Origin of the sequence: Sinimarinibacterium arenosum (assembly GCF_005047655.1) — a bacterium.
GTDB lineage: Bacteria > Pseudomonadota > Gammaproteobacteria > Nevskiales > Nevskiaceae > Solimonas.
Genome location: NZ_SUKF01000007.1, coordinates 66,627 through 85,394 on the forward strand (window position 1 = coordinate 66,627; position 18,768 = coordinate 85,394).

General features: G+C 64.7%; 16 protein-coding genes. 8 read left to right on the forward strand and 8 right to left on the reverse strand.

Annotation, left to right across the window (positions count from 1 at the left end; all coding sequences use genetic code 11):
- Positions 1–109 precede the first annotated feature (109 nt).
- Positions 110–637, forward strand: coding sequence for a DUF1579 domain-containing protein (locus tag E4T66_RS14600; protein WP_136849797.1), 528 nt, complete (start codon positions 110–112; stop codon positions 635–637).
- Positions 638–662: 25 nt separating this feature from the next.
- On the opposite strand, the gene E4T66_RS14605 is transcribed toward E4T66_RS14600, so the two are convergent.
- The 4 genes from E4T66_RS14605 to E4T66_RS14620 form a co-directional block, all read right to left on the reverse strand.
- Entirely contained in the window at positions 663–1,586 is a 924-nt protein-coding gene (locus E4T66_RS14605; protein WP_136849798.1) for a metal-dependent hydrolase, read from the reverse strand.
- 34 nt (positions 1,587–1,620) lie between these two features.
- Positions 1,621–3,360 (reverse strand): SDR family oxidoreductase, encoded by a 1,740-nt coding sequence (locus E4T66_RS14610; protein ID WP_136849799.1) that lies wholly within the window; start codon positions 3,358–3,360, stop codon positions 1,621–1,623.
- The gene (locus E4T66_RS14615) at positions 3,357–4,253 is read right to left on the reverse strand and encodes a M24 family metallopeptidase (protein WP_136849800.1); all 897 of its coding nucleotides are present in this window, start codon (positions 4,251–4,253) and stop codon (positions 3,357–3,359) included. The genes E4T66_RS14610 and E4T66_RS14615 overlap by 4 nt, the downstream gene beginning before the upstream one ends.
- 147 nt (positions 4,254–4,400) lie before the next feature.
- The gene (locus E4T66_RS14620; protein WP_136849801.1) at positions 4,401–5,204 is read right to left on the reverse strand and encodes a dienelactone hydrolase family protein; all 804 of its coding nucleotides are present in this window, start codon (positions 5,202–5,204) and stop codon (positions 4,401–4,403) included.
- A gap of 93 nt (positions 5,205–5,297) precedes the next feature.
- On the opposite strand from E4T66_RS14620, the gene E4T66_RS14625 reads away from it, so the two are divergent.
- The 3 genes from E4T66_RS14625 to E4T66_RS14635 all read left to right on the forward strand — a co-directional run bounded on the left by E4T66_RS14625 (position 5,298) and on the right by E4T66_RS14635 (position 8,403).
- Complete coding sequence (locus E4T66_RS14625) at positions 5,298–6,284, forward strand: GGDEF domain-containing protein (RefSeq protein WP_136849802.1); 987 nt, start codon at positions 5,298–5,300, stop codon at positions 6,282–6,284.
- Between the two features lie 245 nt (positions 6,285–6,529).
- Positions 6,530–7,609, forward strand: coding sequence for a bifunctional DNA-binding transcriptional regulator/O6-methylguanine-DNA methyltransferase Ada (gene ada / locus E4T66_RS14630; RefSeq protein WP_136849803.1), 1,080 nt, complete (start codon positions 6,530–6,532; stop codon positions 7,607–7,609).
- Positions 7,606–8,403, forward strand: coding sequence for a DNA-3-methyladenine glycosylase 2 (locus E4T66_RS14635; protein WP_169577636.1), 798 nt, complete (start codon positions 7,606–7,608; stop codon positions 8,401–8,403). The genes ada and E4T66_RS14635 overlap by 4 nt, the downstream gene beginning before the upstream one ends.
- A gap of 30 nt (positions 8,404–8,433) precedes the next feature.
- Here the strand turns inward: E4T66_RS14635 and E4T66_RS14640 are convergent, their stop codons facing one another.
- On the reverse strand, positions 8,434–8,853 hold the full coding sequence (locus tag E4T66_RS14640) for an SgcJ/EcaC family oxidoreductase (protein WP_136849805.1): 420 nt from the start codon (positions 8,851–8,853) through the stop codon (positions 8,434–8,436).
- A 363-nt stretch (positions 8,854–9,216) separates the two neighbouring features.
- Between E4T66_RS14640 and E4T66_RS14645 the strand changes: the two genes are divergently transcribed.
- Positions 9,217–9,567 (forward strand): hypothetical protein, encoded by a 351-nt coding sequence (locus tag E4T66_RS14645; protein ID WP_136849806.1) that lies wholly within the window; start codon positions 9,217–9,219, stop codon positions 9,565–9,567.
- Between the two features lie 79 nt (positions 9,568–9,646).
- Complete coding sequence (locus E4T66_RS14650) at positions 9,647–10,114, forward strand: c-type cytochrome (RefSeq protein ID WP_136849807.1); 468 nt, start codon at positions 9,647–9,649, stop codon at positions 10,112–10,114.
- Positions 10,115–10,196: 82 nt separating this feature from the next.
- Here E4T66_RS14650 and E4T66_RS14655 read toward each other — a convergent pair whose 3' ends face one another.
- From E4T66_RS14655 to E4T66_RS14665, 3 genes are all read right to left on the reverse strand, one after another.
- Complete coding sequence (locus E4T66_RS14655) at positions 10,197–10,901, reverse strand: hypothetical protein (protein WP_136849808.1); 705 nt, start codon at positions 10,899–10,901, stop codon at positions 10,197–10,199.
- Between the two features lie 156 nt (positions 10,902–11,057).
- Positions 11,058–11,900: a class I SAM-dependent methyltransferase gene (locus E4T66_RS14660; protein WP_169577643.1), complete on the reverse strand. Its 843-nt coding sequence runs from the start codon at positions 11,898–11,900 to the stop codon at positions 11,058–11,060.
- Positions 11,901–11,907: 7 nt separating this feature from the next.
- Complete coding sequence (locus E4T66_RS14665; RefSeq protein WP_136849810.1) at positions 11,908–12,693, reverse strand: glucose 1-dehydrogenase; 786 nt, start codon at positions 12,691–12,693, stop codon at positions 11,908–11,910.
- 244 nt (positions 12,694–12,937) lie between these two features.
- Between E4T66_RS14665 and E4T66_RS14670 the strand changes: the two genes are divergently transcribed.
- Together E4T66_RS14670 and E4T66_RS14675 are read left to right on the forward strand one after the other, a co-directional pair.
- The gene (locus tag E4T66_RS14670) at positions 12,938–15,271 is read left to right on the forward strand and encodes a TonB-dependent receptor (protein WP_136849811.1); all 2,334 of its coding nucleotides are present in this window, start codon (positions 12,938–12,940) and stop codon (positions 15,269–15,271) included.
- A gap of 177 nt (positions 15,272–15,448) precedes the next feature.
- Positions 15,449–18,733, forward strand: coding sequence for a M36 family metallopeptidase (locus tag E4T66_RS14675; RefSeq protein WP_136849812.1), 3,285 nt, complete (start codon positions 15,449–15,451; stop codon positions 18,731–18,733).
- Positions 18,734–18,768 lie beyond the last annotated feature (35 nt).

An 18,768-nucleotide genomic window follows, 5' to 3' on the forward strand; every position in this document is an offset into this window, starting at 1 on the left:
AGAGTACTGTAGCCTGATTCAGGACAGAAATGCCGCCTAAGCCGACCGATGGCAGGACGCTGGATACCCCGGCCGGTGATGGCACGGCGTGACTGCAGGGAACGGCGATATGCGACTACTGGTGTTGACCTTGGTTTTTCTGTGTCTGGGTGTTGTTGCGCAGGCGCATGCTGCTGACGTGCCGTCAACGGCATGCGCTGTGCCCGAATTCCGCCAGTTCGATTTCTGGGCGGGTGAGTGGGATGTCACCGATCCCGCCGGCAAGACGGTCGGCCACAATCGGATTGACGCCATTCTGGACGGCTGCGCGTTGCAGGAGAGCTGGACCGGCAGCAGTGGTTTTCGGGGGCACAGCTTCAATCTCTACGATCGTTCGCGCAGTGTCTGGCATCAGACCTGGGTCGACAGCAGTGGGACGCTGCTGCTGCTCGAAGGCGGACTGCAGGACGGCGCGATGGTGCTCGAAGGTACGCGGCATAGCCGCGAGCGCAACGCCCCTGTGCGCGACCGTATCACCTGGACGCCGAATGCCGACGGATCGGTGCGGCAGCACTGGCAGTCCTCGCTCGATGACGGCAAGACTTGGCAGACCGTTTTCGACGGACTGTACCGGCGCTCGACGCGCGCACCCGACTGAGGTGCGCACGCCAGCGCCTTCGCATTCAGGCCGCGGCGCGCAGCGCCGCCGGAGACTGTTCGAGATAGTTCAGCGCCTGCTGCGTATCGGCTTCGCGGAACGGGTCGTACCAGGGCAGGAAGAACGGGAGTTCCTGGCGTGCCAGCCATAGCGGCGACGGCAGGTGACCGCTGCGGGCGACGCGAATCCATTCGCGCCAGATCCAGGGCCGCAGCACGCTGGGGCGCTGGTCCTTGAACCGCGGGTCCTGCTTCATCAGATGAGCCGCGCCGTGAACCCACAGGCCGAAGATCATCGGCATCGAGATCAGCGCCAGGTAGTAGCGTGACGGGTAGCGCCCGCCGAGATGGCGATACAGATCGAACGCCACGCAACGATGCTCGACTTCCTCGGCGCCATGCCAGCGCACCAGATCGAGCAGGGTCGGGTCGGCGCCAGCCTGGTCCCAGGTGCGATTTTCCAGTGCGTATTTGCCGAGCACGCAGGTCATGTGCTCGATCGCGGCAATGATGCCGAGCCGGAACACCAGCCATTGCCGCTCGGCCCAGCGCGGCAGCGGACGACCGAATGGCGCGTCGCACAGCAGCGTTTCGAACATCCAGTCCTCACGCCGCGTGTTGGATTCGGTTTCGATGCCGTGGGCGTTCAGGTACTCGGCGGTGGCGCCGGCATGCGCACGCGCGTGCATCGCTTCCTGACGGATGAAGCCCTGGACGTCTTCGCGCAGCTTGTCGTCGGTGATCAGCGGCAGGGCCTTGTTGTAGACCTTGCAGAACCAGAACTCGCCGGCCGGCAGCAGCAGGTTGATTTCGTTGATGAAGTGGCTGGCGTACGGCTGGCCCGGAATCCACTCCAGCGGTGTTTTCGTCCAGTCGAACTCGACCTTGCGCTGACGCAGCGGGTGATCGGAGTTCGAAGCGGTGCGAGCGTTCTTGCGATGACGGCGCATGGGGTGTTCTCCGCAGTGCGTATCGGATTGGTGTTCAGTGGGCGACATCGAGGCGTGCCAGGCGCTGCAGCGCGCCGGGCAACAGGCGGCTCATCCAGCGGCCGACCTTGGCTTCGACGCCGACGGCGACTTCGTCACGCTGGTGGTCGATCGCATCGAGCACCGCGCGCGCGACGGCCTGCGGCTTCAGATTGCGGCGCTGGTACAGCGCCTTGGCCCTGGCGCGGCGGCGATCCTGCTCGGCCGCATCGGTGCCGACGAAGCGCACTGCGTCGGTGATGCCGGTATCGATGATGCCGGGGCAGACGCTGACGACCCGCACCCGGGCGTCGTGCAGTTCGGCGCGCAGGCAGTCGGACAGCATGCGGACCGCGGCCTTGCTGGTCGCGTAGGCCGGCAATGCGCGGGTCGGCGTGTAGGCCAGACCGGAGGCGACGTTGACGATCACGCCGCCGTTGCCGCGATCGACCATCTGCTGCGCGAACAGGCGGCTGCCGTGAATCACGCCCCACAGGTTCACGTGCAGCAGCTGTTGCCAGTCCTGCACGCTGGTGTCGAGGAAGGCGCCGGCCATGCCGATGCCGGCGTTGTTGATGACGATGTCCGGAACGCCCAGGTTCTGGGCGATCTCTCCGGCGAGCGTCTCCATGGCCGCGGCGTCGCCGACGTCGACGGTATAGGCAAACGCCCGCGCGTCGAGCAGGCGCGCCAGCTCGGCCGAGCGTTCGGCTGCTTCCGCGTTGATATCGACGGCGACGACATCCGCACCGCGTTCGGCGAACGCCAGCAGCATCTCGCGACCGATGCCCGAGCCGGCGCCGGTGACGAGCACCAGCTTGCCGGAGTCCTGCTTGCGCGGGCCGCGCACGCGAGCGCGCTGCAGCCGCGGCGACTCGTCGCCGGACTCGATGAAGCGCACGAAGTCCCGGATGCGCTGCGCCGTCCAGTCGGGATGACTCAGCTGCAGCCAGTGACCCGCGGCGACGTCGAAGCGCCACAGGCGCTCGACCCAGTTCGGCAGCTCGTCCAGCACGTCGGTGGTGACGAAGCGATCCTGCGTCGGCACGATCAGCTGCACCGGAACGTCGGTGCGGCGCTCGGACGGATGGAACAGGCGCTGGCGCATGTTGGCGCGATACAGCTTGATGCCGTTGACGCCGTCACGTGTCTGCGTCGGATTGGCGTCGGCATGAATGCCTTCGAGCTGCGCCAGCATCTTCGGCCACAGTTGATCCAGGCCGAGCTTCCACAGCGTCGGCGCGGCGCCGGGCAGCTGGAATGCGCCGATGTACCAGGAATGCATCGTCTGACGCAGCAGCTGCGCCAGCTCCGCCGGTGCGGCCGAGCGCAGCCGGTTCAGGATCCAGTAGCCCGCATGATCCAGGCAGGGCCCGGAGATGGTCGTGTACGACGCGATGCGTCCGCGCAGGCGGTCGGTGGTGACCGCCTCCCACGACTGGATCGAGCCCCAGTCGTGGCCCACCAGATGCACCGGCTTGCCGGGGCTGACGGTATCGATGACCGCCGCCATGTCGGTCACCAGATGATCGAGGCCATAGTCGGCGACGGCGCGCGGCGCACTGGAGGCACCGGCGCCGCGAACGTCATAGGCGACGACGTGGAAGTCCGCCGACAGTTGCTCGGCGACGGCGTCCCAGACATGACTGCAGTCCGGGTAGCCGTGTACCAGCAGTACCGTGACGGTGTTCTGTTCGCCCCACTGACGGATCGCCAGTTCGACGCCGTCCGAGGGAATGCGGCTCATGTCGTTCATGCGGCCTTCCGATTCGTATCTGCGGGAGTGGCCGGCCACAGGCCGCGCTGCTGCCAGCGGCGGACATGCGGCACGTCATCGTCGAGCCAGAACGCATCATCTTCGGTGACGACCAGCAGTTCTTCCCATTTGGCGCCGACGCCGCGAAAGCCCAGATGCGGCTCCACCGCCCACAGGCCCGGCGTCGGCGGATGTTCCGAACGCGCGCCGCTGTTCCAGATCGGCGACCAGCCCTCGCGCCGGCCCTTGAACGCGTCGCGCGCCAGTTCGGTGACATTGCGCAGGCCGAAGCGCGCAACGCTGTGATGCCGCGCCTTGCCGTCGTCCTGCAGCGTCTCGACGCGATGCGCCAGGGTTTCGAACGGATAGGCCTTGTGTCGCGGCTCGTAGCCGTGCCGTGCGCACAGGCGGTCGACCGCGCGACTGATCTCGGCCAGCGGCCGGCGCTGTTTGGCCATCGACACGATCAGCATGCGGTACTCGAGCAGGTCGTCCATCAATTTGTCGAGCAACCGGTTCTCACCCAGCACACCGCAGTAGCCGATATCGGCGGTGTAGCCGCGCACGCTCGGTGCGCAGTCGAGAATGAACGGCATCCCGGTTTCAAGACGGCGCAGTCCCGGGTAGAACGCCGGGTTGAAGCCGCCCAGCGCGCGTACGCCGATCAGGCCGCGAAACGCGGTACGGTCGCCGAACCAGGCGAACGGGCGGTGGAAGCAGTCGTCGACGCCTTCGGCGTCAAAGAACGCCTGCATGCGCGCGGCGGCGTCGCGCTCGGTCATGCCGGGCTGCAGTTCAGCGGCAACGGTTTCGGCGCAGCGGTACGCGAGCCGCTGGACCGCGGCAAAGCGCTCCAGATCCTGCGGCTGCAGGCTGGCGTGGTTCGGATTCATGGTGCTGTGTCTCCTCACACAGTGACAGTGTTCAATGTAAGCATTTCATTGAACATGCCATTGTCGCCAGAGACACGCGGCTGTGGCGGAACGGCCGCCACGGACCGCCGCCATCATCAAAAGGGGCTCGCGATGCCTGTATGAGGATCAGCGCTGCAGTTGCTCCCGCAGAAACGCCAGCGTGCGATCCAGTGCGGCGCGGGTCGGTTCGCCTGCGGCGTCGATCAAATGTGTGGTCAGCACGCTGTGCGCCGGCGGTAGCGCGTCCGGATTGGCGCAGGACGATGGCAGCTCGATCGCCTCGAAGGCGTCGCCAAATTCAGCGCGAAGGCGTGCGAAGCGCTGCGGCGGGCACATCGGATCTTCGTTGAAGCGCAGGCCGAGAATGCGCGCGCCGTGGTGGTCGATCTTGTCATGCGCGGCCTTCAGCTCGGCGGGCGACGCATGCAAACCGCTGCGCCGCGCCGGCGTAATCGCGACCGGCAGCGACGGCTGCGACAGTACCGGTGCGATCACCGGCGCATCCAGCATCATCGCCAGCGCAAAATTTCCGGTTAGGCACATGCCGATCGCACCGACGCCGGGGCCGCCGCATTCGGTGTGGGCATGACGCGCCAGCGCGCGCAGCCAGTCAACGATCGGACTCGATTGGTTCGAGGCCAGCACGCGGAACTCTCGGCTGATACAGGCACGGGCCATCGAGCGTGCCGCAGTCACGGGCGTCAGCGGCTGCATTGGGGTGCCAATCAGCTGCGGCAGGTAGACCGAGAACCCGGCGTCGGCGACACGCGTAGCAAAGCGTGCGACCTGCGGCGTGATTCCGGGGACTTCGGTCATCACGACCACCGCGGGACCGCTGCCGCGGCGATACACCGTCCGTGCGGGGGCGCCCACCGGTGCGAGTTCGGCGCGTTCGAATCCGGGAATCTCCTGCGCGGTGATTGTCTGCATGGTGCTCGGGCCTGTTCGATTCGCGGCGATTGTAGGCGGGTCTGGTGCAGGACTTGCAGCGCGGCCTGACCAGAACGGAAAAATCGGAATCCCATGAGTCAGCTCGATGTGCCACGCGTGCTCGAGTCGGTTGCCAACGTGGCCGAGCATCGAGATGCAAAGACCTTGCGCGTCAGCCTGTTACAGACGCTCAAGGAGCTGTTGCCGGTCCGTGCCGCGGGCTTCATCGCCTTTGGCACGTCCGCGCACGTGGACGTCGATCCTCTAGAGAATGACGAATTGCCGGCGTTCGCCGCCGAGATCCCTGCCGACTTGTTGGCGCGCGTCGCGCTGGGCAGCGATGTCCAGATTCCGAAGGCGGGCGGTGGCGGCTGCATTCATCTGATGCCGGTCGGCGCCAATGAGGCGCTGGCTGTTCATATTGCCGAATGCACACCCGATCAGCTGCGCACCATCGACGCGCTGGCACGCCTGTACCGGAATTTCACCGCGATGATCCGGGACTCCGAGCAGGATCGGCTGACCGGGCTGCAGAACCGCCGCAGTTTCGATAGCTACCTGGCGCGGGTGACCGAAGCAGCGCTGGTCGCACCGGAGCCAGTGGCACGCGATGCGGCACGCACGCGCAGCGGCCCTGTCAGCGGATGGCTGGCCCTGTTCGACCTCGACCACTTCAAACGCATCAATGATCGCTTCGGCCATCTGTACGGGGACGAAGTCTTGCTGCTGGTCGCACAGATGGTCAGCAAGCTGTTCCGCGGCGAAGACCGATGTTTCCGCTATGGCGGTGAGGAGTTTGCGGTGATCCTGACGCGAAGCGATCATGACGGTGTGATGATTGCGATGGAGCGGCTGCGTCAGGCGATCTCAACCCATGTATTCCCGCAGGTGGGTCAGGTTACGGTCAGCGTCGGCTGTGCGCCCATCGAACCTGGCATCAGCATGGTCGAGGTCATCGAGCGTGCCGATCGGGCGCTGTACCAGGCCAAGAATGCCGGTCGCAATCGCGTGGTGTTCTACGAGTCGGGACGTGACGGGCGCCGCAACGATCGCCTTGATGGCAACGTCGAACTGTTCTGAGCCCGGCTCTGATGTGAAAGCAGCGAAACGCTGCCCATCGACAGGGTCGCGTCGGCCGATGCGTTGACAGAACAGCGGCGCAAAAGCCTTGATCTGCACTTCGGCATCAATTGACGGCGTGTCCCCGGCCGGCGCTCGTCTTTTCGGAACGTGAGCGCAACAATCGGAGTTTTCGCCGCCACCGCACGACACACACTACGCGCATCGAGTCCTCAATTGGGACCTAAACTGTGAGTGTGAGTGCCATGAACGAACAGGCTCGCTGGCAGGCCGTGCTGGAGCGCGACGCGCAGCAGGATGGCCGCTTCTACTATGGCGTCGTGACCACCGGCGTGTACTGCCGGCCGTCCTGCGCCTCGCGTCGGCCGCTACGCCGGAATGTGCGCTTCTTCGACACGCCGGCCGCTGCGCAGGCCGACGGCATGCGGCCATGCAAGCGCTGCAAGCCGTTGCAGCAGCGTGCCGACAGTCGCACGGTCGAGCGCATCGAAGCCCTGTGTCGTCATCTGGAACAGCATCTCGACGACGCGCCGAATCTCGATGCGTTGGCCGTGCGTGTGCACCTGAGTCCGTTTCATTTGCAGCGCCAGTTCAAGGCCGTGCTTGGTCTGAGTCCCAAACAGTACGTCGATGCGCTGCGGCTGCGCGCGTTGCGTCAGGGCCTGCGCGACGGTGCGCCGGTGACGCGGGCGATCCAGGACGCCGGCTATGGCTCGAGCAGCCGGGTCTACGAAAAGCTCGCCACGCATCTGGGCATGACGCCGAAGCAGTACCGCAGCGGCGGACGCGATGTGGCGATCTCCTATGCCAGTGGTGACACGTCGCTGGGTCAGGTGATGATCGGCGCGACCGATCGCGGTCTGTGCTTCGTGCAGTTCGCCGACAACGAGCTAGAGCTGATCGATCGCCTGCGGTCCGAATATCCCGGTGCCGAACTTGCGCCGATGGACGCGCAGCACGCACCACAGTTTGATGACTGGATGCAGGCGCTGCGCCGGCACCTGGAGACCGGCGCGCCAGCATCGGTGTTGCCGCTGGACCTGCGCGGCACCGCGTTCCAGATGAAGGTCTGGAATTACCTGTGCCGCATCCCCAGCGGCGAGGTGCGTGCCTACGCGGAAGTGGCCGAAGCCATTGGTCATCCCCGCGCCGTGCGTGCAGTCGCCAGCGCCTGCGCCGCCAATCGCGTCGCGCTGCTGGTGCCATGTCATCGCGTGATCCGCGGGGATGGCGGCCTCGGTGGTTACAAGTGGGGCATCGAACGCAAACGCGCGCTGCTGGATCAGGAGCGCGCGCAGCGGTCCGGCCGATCCGCAAAGCCGTGAGCGTGACCGTCGACCTGCCGGTCTGTGGCGACCTGCCGTGGGCGCGCCTGCTGGGCTACCTGCAGCCGCGCCTGATCCCCGGGGTCGAACGCGTGGACGACATCAGCTATCAGCGCGCGTGCAATGGAGGGCAGGTTCGTGTGACGGCGGACTCGGCAAGCTCCGCACGCAGCCTGCGGATCGAAGCACCATCCACCGCGGCGGCGGATGAGGCCGTGCCGCGCGTGGCGCACCTGTTTGCGGTGCATGAGGACCTCAGCGCCGCACGCAGGCATCTCCGGCGATGCCCGGACCTGGCCCCGCGCATCGCCGGCTTTCCCGGCTTGCGGCCACTCGGCAGCTGGGACGCCTTCGAACTGTGCGTGCGGACCGTGATCGGCCAGCAGGTCACCGTCGCGGCTGCCGGCACCCTGACCGCGCGAGTGGTCGAACGCTGCAGCGGGGAACTGTCACCCGCACGCCTGCTCTCTGCGGACCTGAATCAGCTCGGCATGCCGGGCAAGCGCGTCGACACCCTGCGGCAACTCGCGTCCGCCGTCGTGGAAGGGCGGCTGCATCTGGCGGCGGCGGACTGGTCCGTAATCGACGCGCAGCTGCAGGCGCTGCCGGGCTTCGGCCCGTGGACCCGCCACTATCTGGCGATCCGTCTCGGCCGCGAACCGGATGCGTTTCCGCACAGCGACATCGGCCTGATCCGTGCGGCGGGCTGTGCGTCGCCCAAGGCCCTGCTGCAGCGTGCGGAGGCGTGGCGCCCGTATCGCGCGCTGGCGGCGATCTATCTGTGGGCCGCGTGAGGTTTCGGCGAAATACCGCGCCCGACAGAACTACTGCGGCCGCGAGAGCTCGCCGTCGACGATATCCGTATTCTGAGAGTCGATGATCTGCCATCCGGAGGGCGTCTGCGCCAGCACGTTCAGCATCAGGCCGGTGCGTGCCGGCAGGGCGTCGCCCTGCGGCGAAACATGACCTTCCAGCGTCCAGTGCGCGCGGGTGATGGCGAGGGTGTCGGCGGGAAAGCGGATGTCGATGGACTGGAACGTCAGGCGGCTGTGCTTGAACATTGTCGCGTGGATGAACGCATGGGCTTCGCGTATCGCCTCTCGCCCCTTCCACCACAGTCCGACGACATTGACGAATTCGGCGTCCGGCGCGAACAGGTCGCCAAAGGCCGTCATGTCATGAACATTCCAGCAGGCCGCAAAGGCTTCCACCACTGCTGAAACTTCCTGGGTTCGATTGGCCATCGGGTGATCTCCTCACATCGTGCGTCGGCGCAGGGGTGCAGGCCGCGATGGATATCGGGCTCATGCGCCGTCGCAGGGAAACGGATCATACGGCTGCGACCGGCCACGGGATACCTGTTTCGAGTATCGGACCGGCCCTGCGCATCAACCCAACCACACTGCATGATGCACCGAACCGTAAGGGTGTCGCCGTCGAACGCGGAATGCGTCACACGGCCAGCGTTCTACGTCGAGTCCCGCAACATTGCGGTGTCCGCACCGTGCATCGCGGCAAGTGTTGACCCTCGGCGCGACTTTCTCGACATGCCGGGCAATCCTGAAGGCGGTAAAGTCAGCGCACGCAAAAGATCGGGAGGGAACGACATGCGTATGACGCTGCTGTTGGTGATGGTCGCGAGTCTGTGGGCCGGAATGGCCCAGGCGGCGACACAGGAAGAGGTGCGCGCCGCCATCGAGAAAGCCACGCAACCCCGTGCGGTGGCCTCACTCGAATCCCGCTGCGAATCCGATGGCCGCACGCAGCCGGCGGTCAATTCCAGCGAACCCTGGCGCTGGCTGGCCGAAACGCTGGCCTTCATCGCGGCACTGGTTGCGCTGGACGTGCATGGCGACCAGTACGAACGTTGCGAACTCAGTGACCTCGGGGTCGAGCACAACTACGTGATCCGCGACGACCGCAGCGTCCAGGACCCGGCGCCGCGTCCATTCCCCTGATCCATCGCGCTGGCGCGATGCTTGCTCCGGACTTCGCCGCATCCGGCATCTGGCCGGAAACGCACCATCGGAGTTCAGCGTGGGATCGATCAGAAACGTCTGCGGCAGCGGTTTGATACTGATGCTGGCGATGACGCAGCTTCCGGCACTTGCCGACGATGCCGGCGCCGCGCTCTATGCCAAGCGTTGCGCACTGTGCCATCAACCCCACGGCGAAGGGCTCGCCGGTCGTTATCCCCCTTTGACCGGGTTGCAGGACTGGGTCGCGTCCGCTGAAGGGCGGGCGTATCTGTCACAGGTCGTTGTGAACGGCCTCAAGGGGCCGATCATGGTGGAGGGTCAACCCTACAATGCGCTGATGTGGACGTTCAAGAAGCGCCTGACGGATCCCGAGCTGGTCGCCGTGTTGCGCTATGTGGCGGAATCCCTGAATGCACCGTCGTCGACGTATCAGCCGTTCGACACGGCGACGATCACCGCAGCGCGCTCCGCTTCGGGGCGTGACGCCGACATGCTGGCGGTGCGGGCTCAGCTGCCGCCACGATGACGGTACAGGCGGTGTTCAATCCGAAGTTGGAGCGATCGATCTGTTTCACCACATCAGATAACGAACGCCCCTGCCGATTCGCCTACATTTTCTGAAGCAGCATTTTGGTGATCTCCGCCGCAGCCGCCTTGAAGCCGATCCGGAATTGTTCCGGAGATTCGAAGTAAGCGGCGTATTTCGCTGCGGGGACCGCGTCGTTGAAGTGCGTCACGAAATCGTACTTCTCCCAGATGACATTGCCACTGGGGTCGATCAAACGGGCGCGAAAGCCGAGCCAGGCTTTGTACTCGGAGGAGAACCCCCCGTTTTGGGCCAGACCATATAAAGGCACTTCGAGCTCGAAATGATTTTCCGCCGACTCCTTGATTTTGTTTGCGAACCTGGAATCGTGTTGCAGGCCTTCCACGAAAGCTTGGCGGACGATTTCTCCGACGTCGATATGCTGCTCTGCAAGATAGGTCTTTATCTGATCGGGTGACGAGGTCGCACCCTGTGCGATCAGCGCCCCCAATATGCCGCCAAGTGCAGCTCCAAGCGATTGTTCGGGGCCGTGATAGGAGACTTCTGGCGATAACTCGACGGAATGGCTCACGCTGACGGACGTCAGCTGGTGAATGGTTTCAGGTTTCACTGACGTGCCGGCGCATCCTGTCACCGCCAACATGAGTGCCAGCAGGCAGATACTGATGAGGCCCTTCTTCTTGTCGTTCGCGGCAAGGTGACTGCGGTGCTGGTGGACATCGTCGCTGGTGCTCGGGCACAACGGCGTGATCTTCTGCGGATTCATCGTTGGAGTTCCTCCCTGATAAACGGCGTGTTGGATCCGATCTCTAAATTTCTACATCACTGTGTCCGATCTCAGAGTGAATGCGGTGTCGACTGGTGTTTGCACTATTTCTTGTCGGGGTTCATGGGCCTCAGAGATGGCATCTCCCCGCGAGATTCACATTCGTGCTTCGAGCACGCTGACGCGGTCTGCGCCTGAAGTTTTGGAGATCGCCTGTGTCGCAGGAATGTCCCGCGTGCGGTGAACCTGCGCTTTCTTGAAGCCGTCGTGCGTCATGCGTTCACGTGCGTCCTTGGGGGTGTCGAAGTGAACGTGCATGCGGCCACGGACGAAGACCTGCAGGATCGCGCCGAAGGCGAGCATCGCGGCGCTGCGCTGTTCGGGGGCGAAGTACACGTCGGCCAGGTACACGCCGTGCGGAAACTGCTTCAGGGTGTGCGCGATGCGCTGCCACACGCTGTTGGCTTGCGCGGGCGCCAGATAGTTCATCAGCCCTTCGGTGATGATGGCCGTTCCCTGTTTGGGATCGAGCGTTGCGGCGATCGCGGCCAGTGATGTCGGGCCTTCATTTGCCAGCGCGTCGAGCACGCGCACCTGATGCCGTGGCCCGAGCAGCCTGGCGTTCTCGAGCAGCGTGCGCTTGGTCGCGGCCATCGCGGGCAGATCGGTTTCGATGTAGGTGATGCGATCACCGTAGCGCTGACGCATGCGCCAGCCGCGCGCAGACAGCCCGGCGGCGATCTCGATCACCTGGGTCACTTCACCGGCGTCAATCGCCCGCATCAGCACCGCGTCGATGCCCTTGTGCCGCGCGAGCATCATCGCGTCCAGCGAGATGCCGCTCAGCAGCCGGGTTGCGGCGATGAAGCCGCGGAACGCGCGGTCCAGGCGCTTGCCCTGCGGTGTGACCAGCGCCTTGTCGGACAGGCCATGGCGATACCACAGATAGCCGGTGGCGTAGGCGGTGGGGCTGACGCGTTCGGAACGATTCGCCGACATGGGCGGCTCAGTCCGGAACGCCGGGCGCGCCGGGGAAGCCGACGTAGTACTGCCCGGTGAGCATGCCGCCATCTACAGCGATCTCGGCGCCGCACAGGTACGAGGCTTCGTCGCTGGCCAGGAACAGCGAGGTTCGCGCGACTTCGATCGGATCGGCGACGCGCTGCATCGGGACCATGGCATAGCGCTTGTTCACCGCGTCCTTCTCCTCTCCGTAGGGGTTGCCCATGGCCGTGTCGACGCCGCCCGGATGCACCGAGTTCACGCGCACACCGCGGTGGCCGTATTCCATTGCCGCGACCTTGGTGAATCCGCGCACGGCCCATTTGCTCGCGCAGTATGCGCCAAGGCCGTTCGCGGCCTTCATGCCGTCGACCGACGAGATGTTGACGATCGAGCCGCGACCGTTCTCCAGCATTTTCGCGCCGACCATGCGAGTGCCGAGGAAGGTCCCGATCAGGTTGATGCGGATCACGCGCTCGAACTCGTCCTTGGCCGTGGTCTGGATGGTCTTGAACATCAGTACGCCGGCGTTGTTGACCAGCACATCGATCGCACCGAAGGCGCTCTGTGTGGCCTCGATCAGCTGGGTCCAGCTGTTTTCGTCGCTGACATCGTGGTGCATGAAGCGTGCAGACGCGCCCAGCGATGCGGCGAGCTGTTCGCCTTCGCTGTCGAGGATGTCGGCGATCATGACTTTCGCGCCTTCCTCGACGAACAGTTGAGCCGTGGCAGCACCCATGCCGCGGGCGCCGCCGGTGACGATTGCCACCTTGTTCTGCAATCGGGCCATGCTTCGCTCCTCCGTTTATGGGGCCTGCGTGCAGGCCCAGATCCAGGCAGGAATGCATGCTGGCATGCGCGCAGTTGCGCCGGCCTCGTCCGAACGAGCGAACGCGGCTCCAATTCACCCTATTGGACGACGCGCCATCGGGCAGCTGCGTCGTATCAATGGGGATAGCTGACGGCATGAGACACGTTCATGGACCGTCGGGTCATAAGAATCGAAGTTGTTCATCGTCCACGAGGAGAACGTGATGCGAAACTGGCCTGCGGTATTGCCGTTGATGCTTCCTTTGCTTGCGACCGCGCAAATTGCGACGGCCGCCCCTGACACCACGCCAACGGCCAAGGCCAAAGCTGCAGAAGAAGCGACTGCGCCGGCTGAGGCAGAGGGCTCAGCTCCCGCTCCCGGCGAAACCGCGCTCGGCGACATCGAGGTGACCGCGCAGCGGCGCGTCGAAAAACTGCAGGATGTGCCGATTGCGGTCACTGCGTTCCCGACCGATCAGCTGGAATCGCGCGGCATCAACGATCTGGGCGATCTGAACGCATTGGCGCCGGGTCTGCAGATAAGCAAGACGCCGTCGAACAACACGATCTCGCAGATCACGATCCGTGGCTCCAGCCAGATCAACCCGGCGATCTACTGGGATCCCGCAGTCGGCATTTATGTCGATGGCGTCTACATCGGCAAGGCCCAGGGCTCGATCTTTGATGTGGTGGACCTCAATCGCGTCGAAGTGCTGCGTGGGCCGCAGGGGACCCTGTACGGCCGCAACACCATCGGCGGCACGGTCAATCTGGTGACGCGTGCACCGACGGGTGCGTTTGGCGGCAGTGCGTCGATCGACGTCGGCAACTACAACTCGATTCGCCAGCGTGCGTCGCTGGATCTGCCGCACATGGGCATTGTCAGTCTGTCGATTGCGGCGGTGACCGAGCAACGCGACGGCTGGGTCGACACCACGCGCCTGAGCTCGGTGCCGGAGTTGAACAATCAGAACAGCAACGGCTTCCGCCTCGCCGCGGACTTCGATTTCAGTTCGGCGCTGCAGGGCGAGTACCGCTACGACCGCTCGCGCTACAACCAGACCAACAATTTCGACCAGCTGTACCGCGCCGATCCGGCGTTCTTCGGCTTCGTAGGCTATCCGGACCTGCCGGCCTATGCCTCGCAGGACCGCGAGACCGAGGCCACGGTCGACGCGCCGTCGTTCGAGCGCGCACGCATCGAGGGTCATGCGTTCACGCTGACCTGGGATCTGGGCGGTGTCGGCACGATCAAGTCGATCACCGGCTATCGCCGCCTCGACTGGAACGACTCGCTGGATCTGGACGGCTCGCCGATGGATGTGGCGTTCACGCAGCGCTTCACCGACTACGACCAGTACTCGCAGGATCTGCAGTACAGCGGCGCTACTGACAACCTGACCTACGTCGGCGGCATCTATTACTTTGCCGACGACGGCTACACCAACAACCCTCAGCACTTCTTCAACGGCGGTGCCGAGTACGACTCCCGCTACGGCACCAAGACTTCGGCCTGGGCCGGATACGGGCAGGTGGACTATCACCTGATGGATGCGTGGACGTTTACCGCCGGCCTGCGCTACACGCATGAGAAGAAGTCGCTGGAGCGTGTGTTTGGTTGTAACGCGCCGGCCGCGGGATGCACGCCGCCGGATGGTGAGAGCTATCTCTACATCATGCCGGAAGGCAGCACCGAGCCGGACGCGACCTTCACCGATACCACGCCGATGGCGTCGATTGCCTATCGCATCAATGCCAATGCCAATGTCTATCTGCGCTATGCGGAAGGCTTCAAGAGCGGCGGCTTCAACGGCGAGAGCGCGGATCCGAACGAGACCACCACGCCGTTCAAGCCGGAGAAGCAGAAGTCGTTTGAGTTAGGTGCGAAGACGCGTCTGGCCAACGGCCGCGTGCAGCTGAATGCCGCGCTGTTCCACAACACGCTGGAAGACCTGCAGGAGTCGGTGTTCCTCGGCTCCGACGCCGCCGCGACCGTGGTGCGCAACGCCGGTGAGGCCACCGTCAACGGCCTGGAACTGGAGCTGGCGTGGATGATCGTCGACGGCACTCAGCTGCGCATGAACTATGCGTATCTGGACAGCGAGTACGACAAGTTCATCGACACCGGCGTTGACCAGTCGAACAACCGCGCGTTTGTACATACGCCGGACAGCACCTACAACATCGTGCTCGACAGTGAACTGATGCGACGCGACTGGGGTGCGATCCGTGCGGTGGCGGACTATGTGTGGACCGATTCGTTCTACACCTACGCTTACCAGCTGGCGCAGCCGGGCGACGCCAATTATGACGGCACCAAGCAGTCGGCGGGCGATACCGAGGTGGATGCCCACGGCATTCTCAATCTGCGTCTGGCGCTGGCCGACATGCCGCTGGGCGATCGCGCCACCGGCGAGTTCTCGTTCTGGGTGCGCAACGCGCTGGACGACGACACGGCCAACAACTTCATCGACTTCGGCCCCGGCTTTGGCAGCCTGACGGTAGCCAACTTCGAGCCGCCACGGATGCTGGGCGTCGGCGCAACGGTACGCTGGTAAGCCTTTTGCATTGATCTGCCCGGTCCGCTGCGAACAGCGGACCGGGCATTTTTTATTGGGGGTTTTCCCCTCGTCGGAAAATGTTTACGAAATGTAAGATGCCCGCTCAGACATAGGCTTGGCGGTCCTGCGCGCAGTGCACGGGTCCAGCTGCGCCGTTTTTCGGGGAGCTGGACCATGCAACACTTATCTGTCCCGCAGCTGCGGGTCCTTGGCGCCATTCTGGGCCTGGCGGTCTTTCCGGTGCTGGCCTCCGATCCTGCCTCGCAGGACGTTACCGTCCCCAGCGTCGGCGGCGAGCCCGTCGTCGTCGAATGGACCGGCACCGCGCTGCCGGGTGTGAGCGGTATCACCAACGCTTGCATTGCCGGCGGTCCCGATGACAGTCACGACATCAATCTGACCGTGCCCGAAGGTCTCGGAGCCGACGCCCGGATCAATCTGGATTTCCATATCGAATGGGATGCCGGCACGACGGTTGGCATTGTCACCGACCCCGATCTGGTGCTCAGCGTCGCCAGGGACGGCACCGTGCTGGGCTCCAGCGACGGCAGCGCGCCGGAAGAAAACGTCAGTGTGGTCAATCCGGAATCCGGCACCTATACCGCGATTGCCTGTCCATACTTCGCCAGCGGGCCGACCGCGTATCGCGGCCGTCTGACGATCACCCTGCAGGCCGCGGCTGCCTGCGTCGAGGCGCCGAGCAAGGCGCTGGCGCATTCGACGGCCACCTCGTCGTTCGGCGGCCTGAAGGATCAGGAAGCTTCGCGCCTGATCAATTTCGACCGCTTCCGCAACAACACCGGGAGCACCTTGTATGACGTCCCGGACGGCCTGCAGGGCCGGCGGCAGACGCCGCTGTTCGATCGCAATCTGGGCAAGCTGACCTTCCTGTGGGCGCGCGACAGTGCGCAGCCGGTCGCGGTCGGCGCCCTGAGCGAACGGGAGCTGCTGATCGCACGTGCGCGTGCGCAGCTGCTGGACGAAGCTAAGCGGCTGGGGCTGACGCCGACGATGATCGACGAGGCCGAGGTCGTGGATGCGCAGTTCAACGGCAACGGGCCTGCCGTTGTGCGCTTCCGTCAGCGGATCAATGGCCTGGAGGTCTACCACCGTTCGCTCAATGTGCTGCTGGATCGCAGCTACACGCCGGTCGCGGTGTCGGGTTACTTCGCCACACGCTATGAACCGAGCGTGGCCAAGGCCGCGACGTTTGCGTTCAGCGCGCCGCAGGCGATCGCCAGTGCCTGGACCAGCATCGGTGGCGTGCTCGACGCTTCACTGCTGACCCGCACCGCGGTCAACGGACTCTACGAGTTGTACTCGATGCCAGTGCTGCAGGGCAGTCACGCGTTCGAACGTGCGCCACGCATCAAGCCGGTCTATTACGAGCGCGCCGACGGCCGCGTGGATCCGGCGTACTACGTCGAGCTGTTCTCCCGGGCAAAGGCCACCGGCCAGCTCAGCGCCTACAGCTTCATCGTCTCGGCCAGCGATCGCAGCATCCTGCATCGCACGAATCTGGTCGCCGATGCGGCGTTCACCTATCGTGTGTTCGCCGATGATGCCGGCATCAATCAGCCCTACGATGCGCCGCTGGGCAATGGCTACACGCCGTTCCCTGGCTCGACCCCGGATGCGCCGATTGCGCGCGTCGGTGCCGAGGCCAAGCTGGTGACGCTGGAGCATGCCGGCATCGTCACCGGCGATCCGTGGCTGGCCGACGAAGCCACGATCACCACCGGCAACCATGTCGACGCCTGTATCGACAATATCGATCTGCCGTCGGTGGGACTGGCGCTGCCACCGCCGATCAATTCCTGCATCCCGCAGCTGGAGCTGCGCGCCGAAACCACCGGCGATCACACCTTCGACTATCCGGCTGTCGCGGACGAGGATCCGTCAACCGACGCCGCCAAGAACGCCGCCGTCGTCAACCTGTTCTACATGAACAACTGGCTGCACGACTGGTGGTACAACCACGGCTTCGACGAGGTGTCCGGCAACGCGCAGACCGATAACTACGGTCGTGGCGGATCCGAAGGAGATCCGATCCTGGCGCAGGGCCAGGACGGTTCCGGCCGCAACAACGCCAACATGGCGACACCGGCCGACGGCAGCTCGCCGGTAATGCAGCAGTATCTGTTCGATGGCCTGCTGGTGGGTGAAGTACGCCAGACCGCGCCGATCGAGAGTGGCCCGCTGAAGTTCGCCGCGGCGTCGTTCGGAGCAACCGCGTACGACCTGACCGGAGCCGTCGTCCTGGCCGATGAGGGTGCCGGAGATTCATCCAGTGACGGCTGCGGTTTCCCATTGCCGGATCCGGGTCTGCCGGTGCCCCTGCCGACGATTCCGGCGCCACCGCAGGTCTCACTGGCCGGCAACATCGCGCTGATCGATCGCGGCAGCTGCAACTTCACCACCAAGGCGCTGTTCGCCGAGCTGTCCGGTGCCGTCGCGATGATCGTCGTCAACAACACCGACGGCGATCCGATCCCGATGGGTAACGGCGACCTGCCGATCAGCACCGGGTCCAGTCCGACCGATGTGCTGTACCAGATCCCGGCGATCATGATCACCAAGGCCGACGGAGAAGCGCTGAAGGCGCAACTGGCCAACGGCGACGCGGTGAGCGTGCGCATGCAGCGCGAGGAATCGATCGACATCGATGGCACGCTGGACAACCAGATCATCGCGCACGAGTACTTCCACTACGTGCATCATCGCCTGACCGATTCCAGCAACCAGCAGGCCGGTGCGATGAGTGAAGGCTGGGGTGACATCAGTGCCTTCATGCTGTCGACGCGACCGGACGACACCGCAATTCCGGGCAATGACACCTTCCAGGGCGCCTACGGTCTGGCCTGGTACGTCAGCAACAACTTCTTCGCCGGCATCCGTCGCGCACCGTACTCGACCGACTTCGAGAAGAACGCGTTCACGTTCAAGCACATCTCCGATGGCGAACCGACCCCGGACGGCGGCCCCGGCACCAGCAACTCGGAAGTGCACAACGCCGGCGAGATCTGGGCCAACGCGGTGTGGGAATGCTATGCCGGCATCCTGAACCGGCCGGAGCTGAGCTTCGAGGAAGCGCGCAGCCACATGCAGGACTACATCATCGGCGGCATGAAGATGACGCCGGCCGATGCGACCTACACCGAAGCGCGTGACGCGATCCTGTCGGTGGTGCTGGCTTCGGACTACGACGACTACGCCGCGTGCTCGCTTGGCTTCGCCAAGCGCGGCATGGGTCTGAATGCGGTGTCGCCGTCGCGGTCCAGCTCCGATCTGGTCGGCGTGGTCGAGGACTACACCGAGTTCGTCTGCGACAAGAGCGACGTCGGCGGCGGTGGTTCTGATGGCGGCAAGCCGGATCTCGGCCGCTTCGGCGGTGCGCTGGGCTGGCCACTGCTGCTGCCGCTGCTGGGACTGGCGCTGCTGCGGCGTCGACGGGTCTAGAGACGGGTTGGCCCGCCTGAAGTCACAGGTGGGCC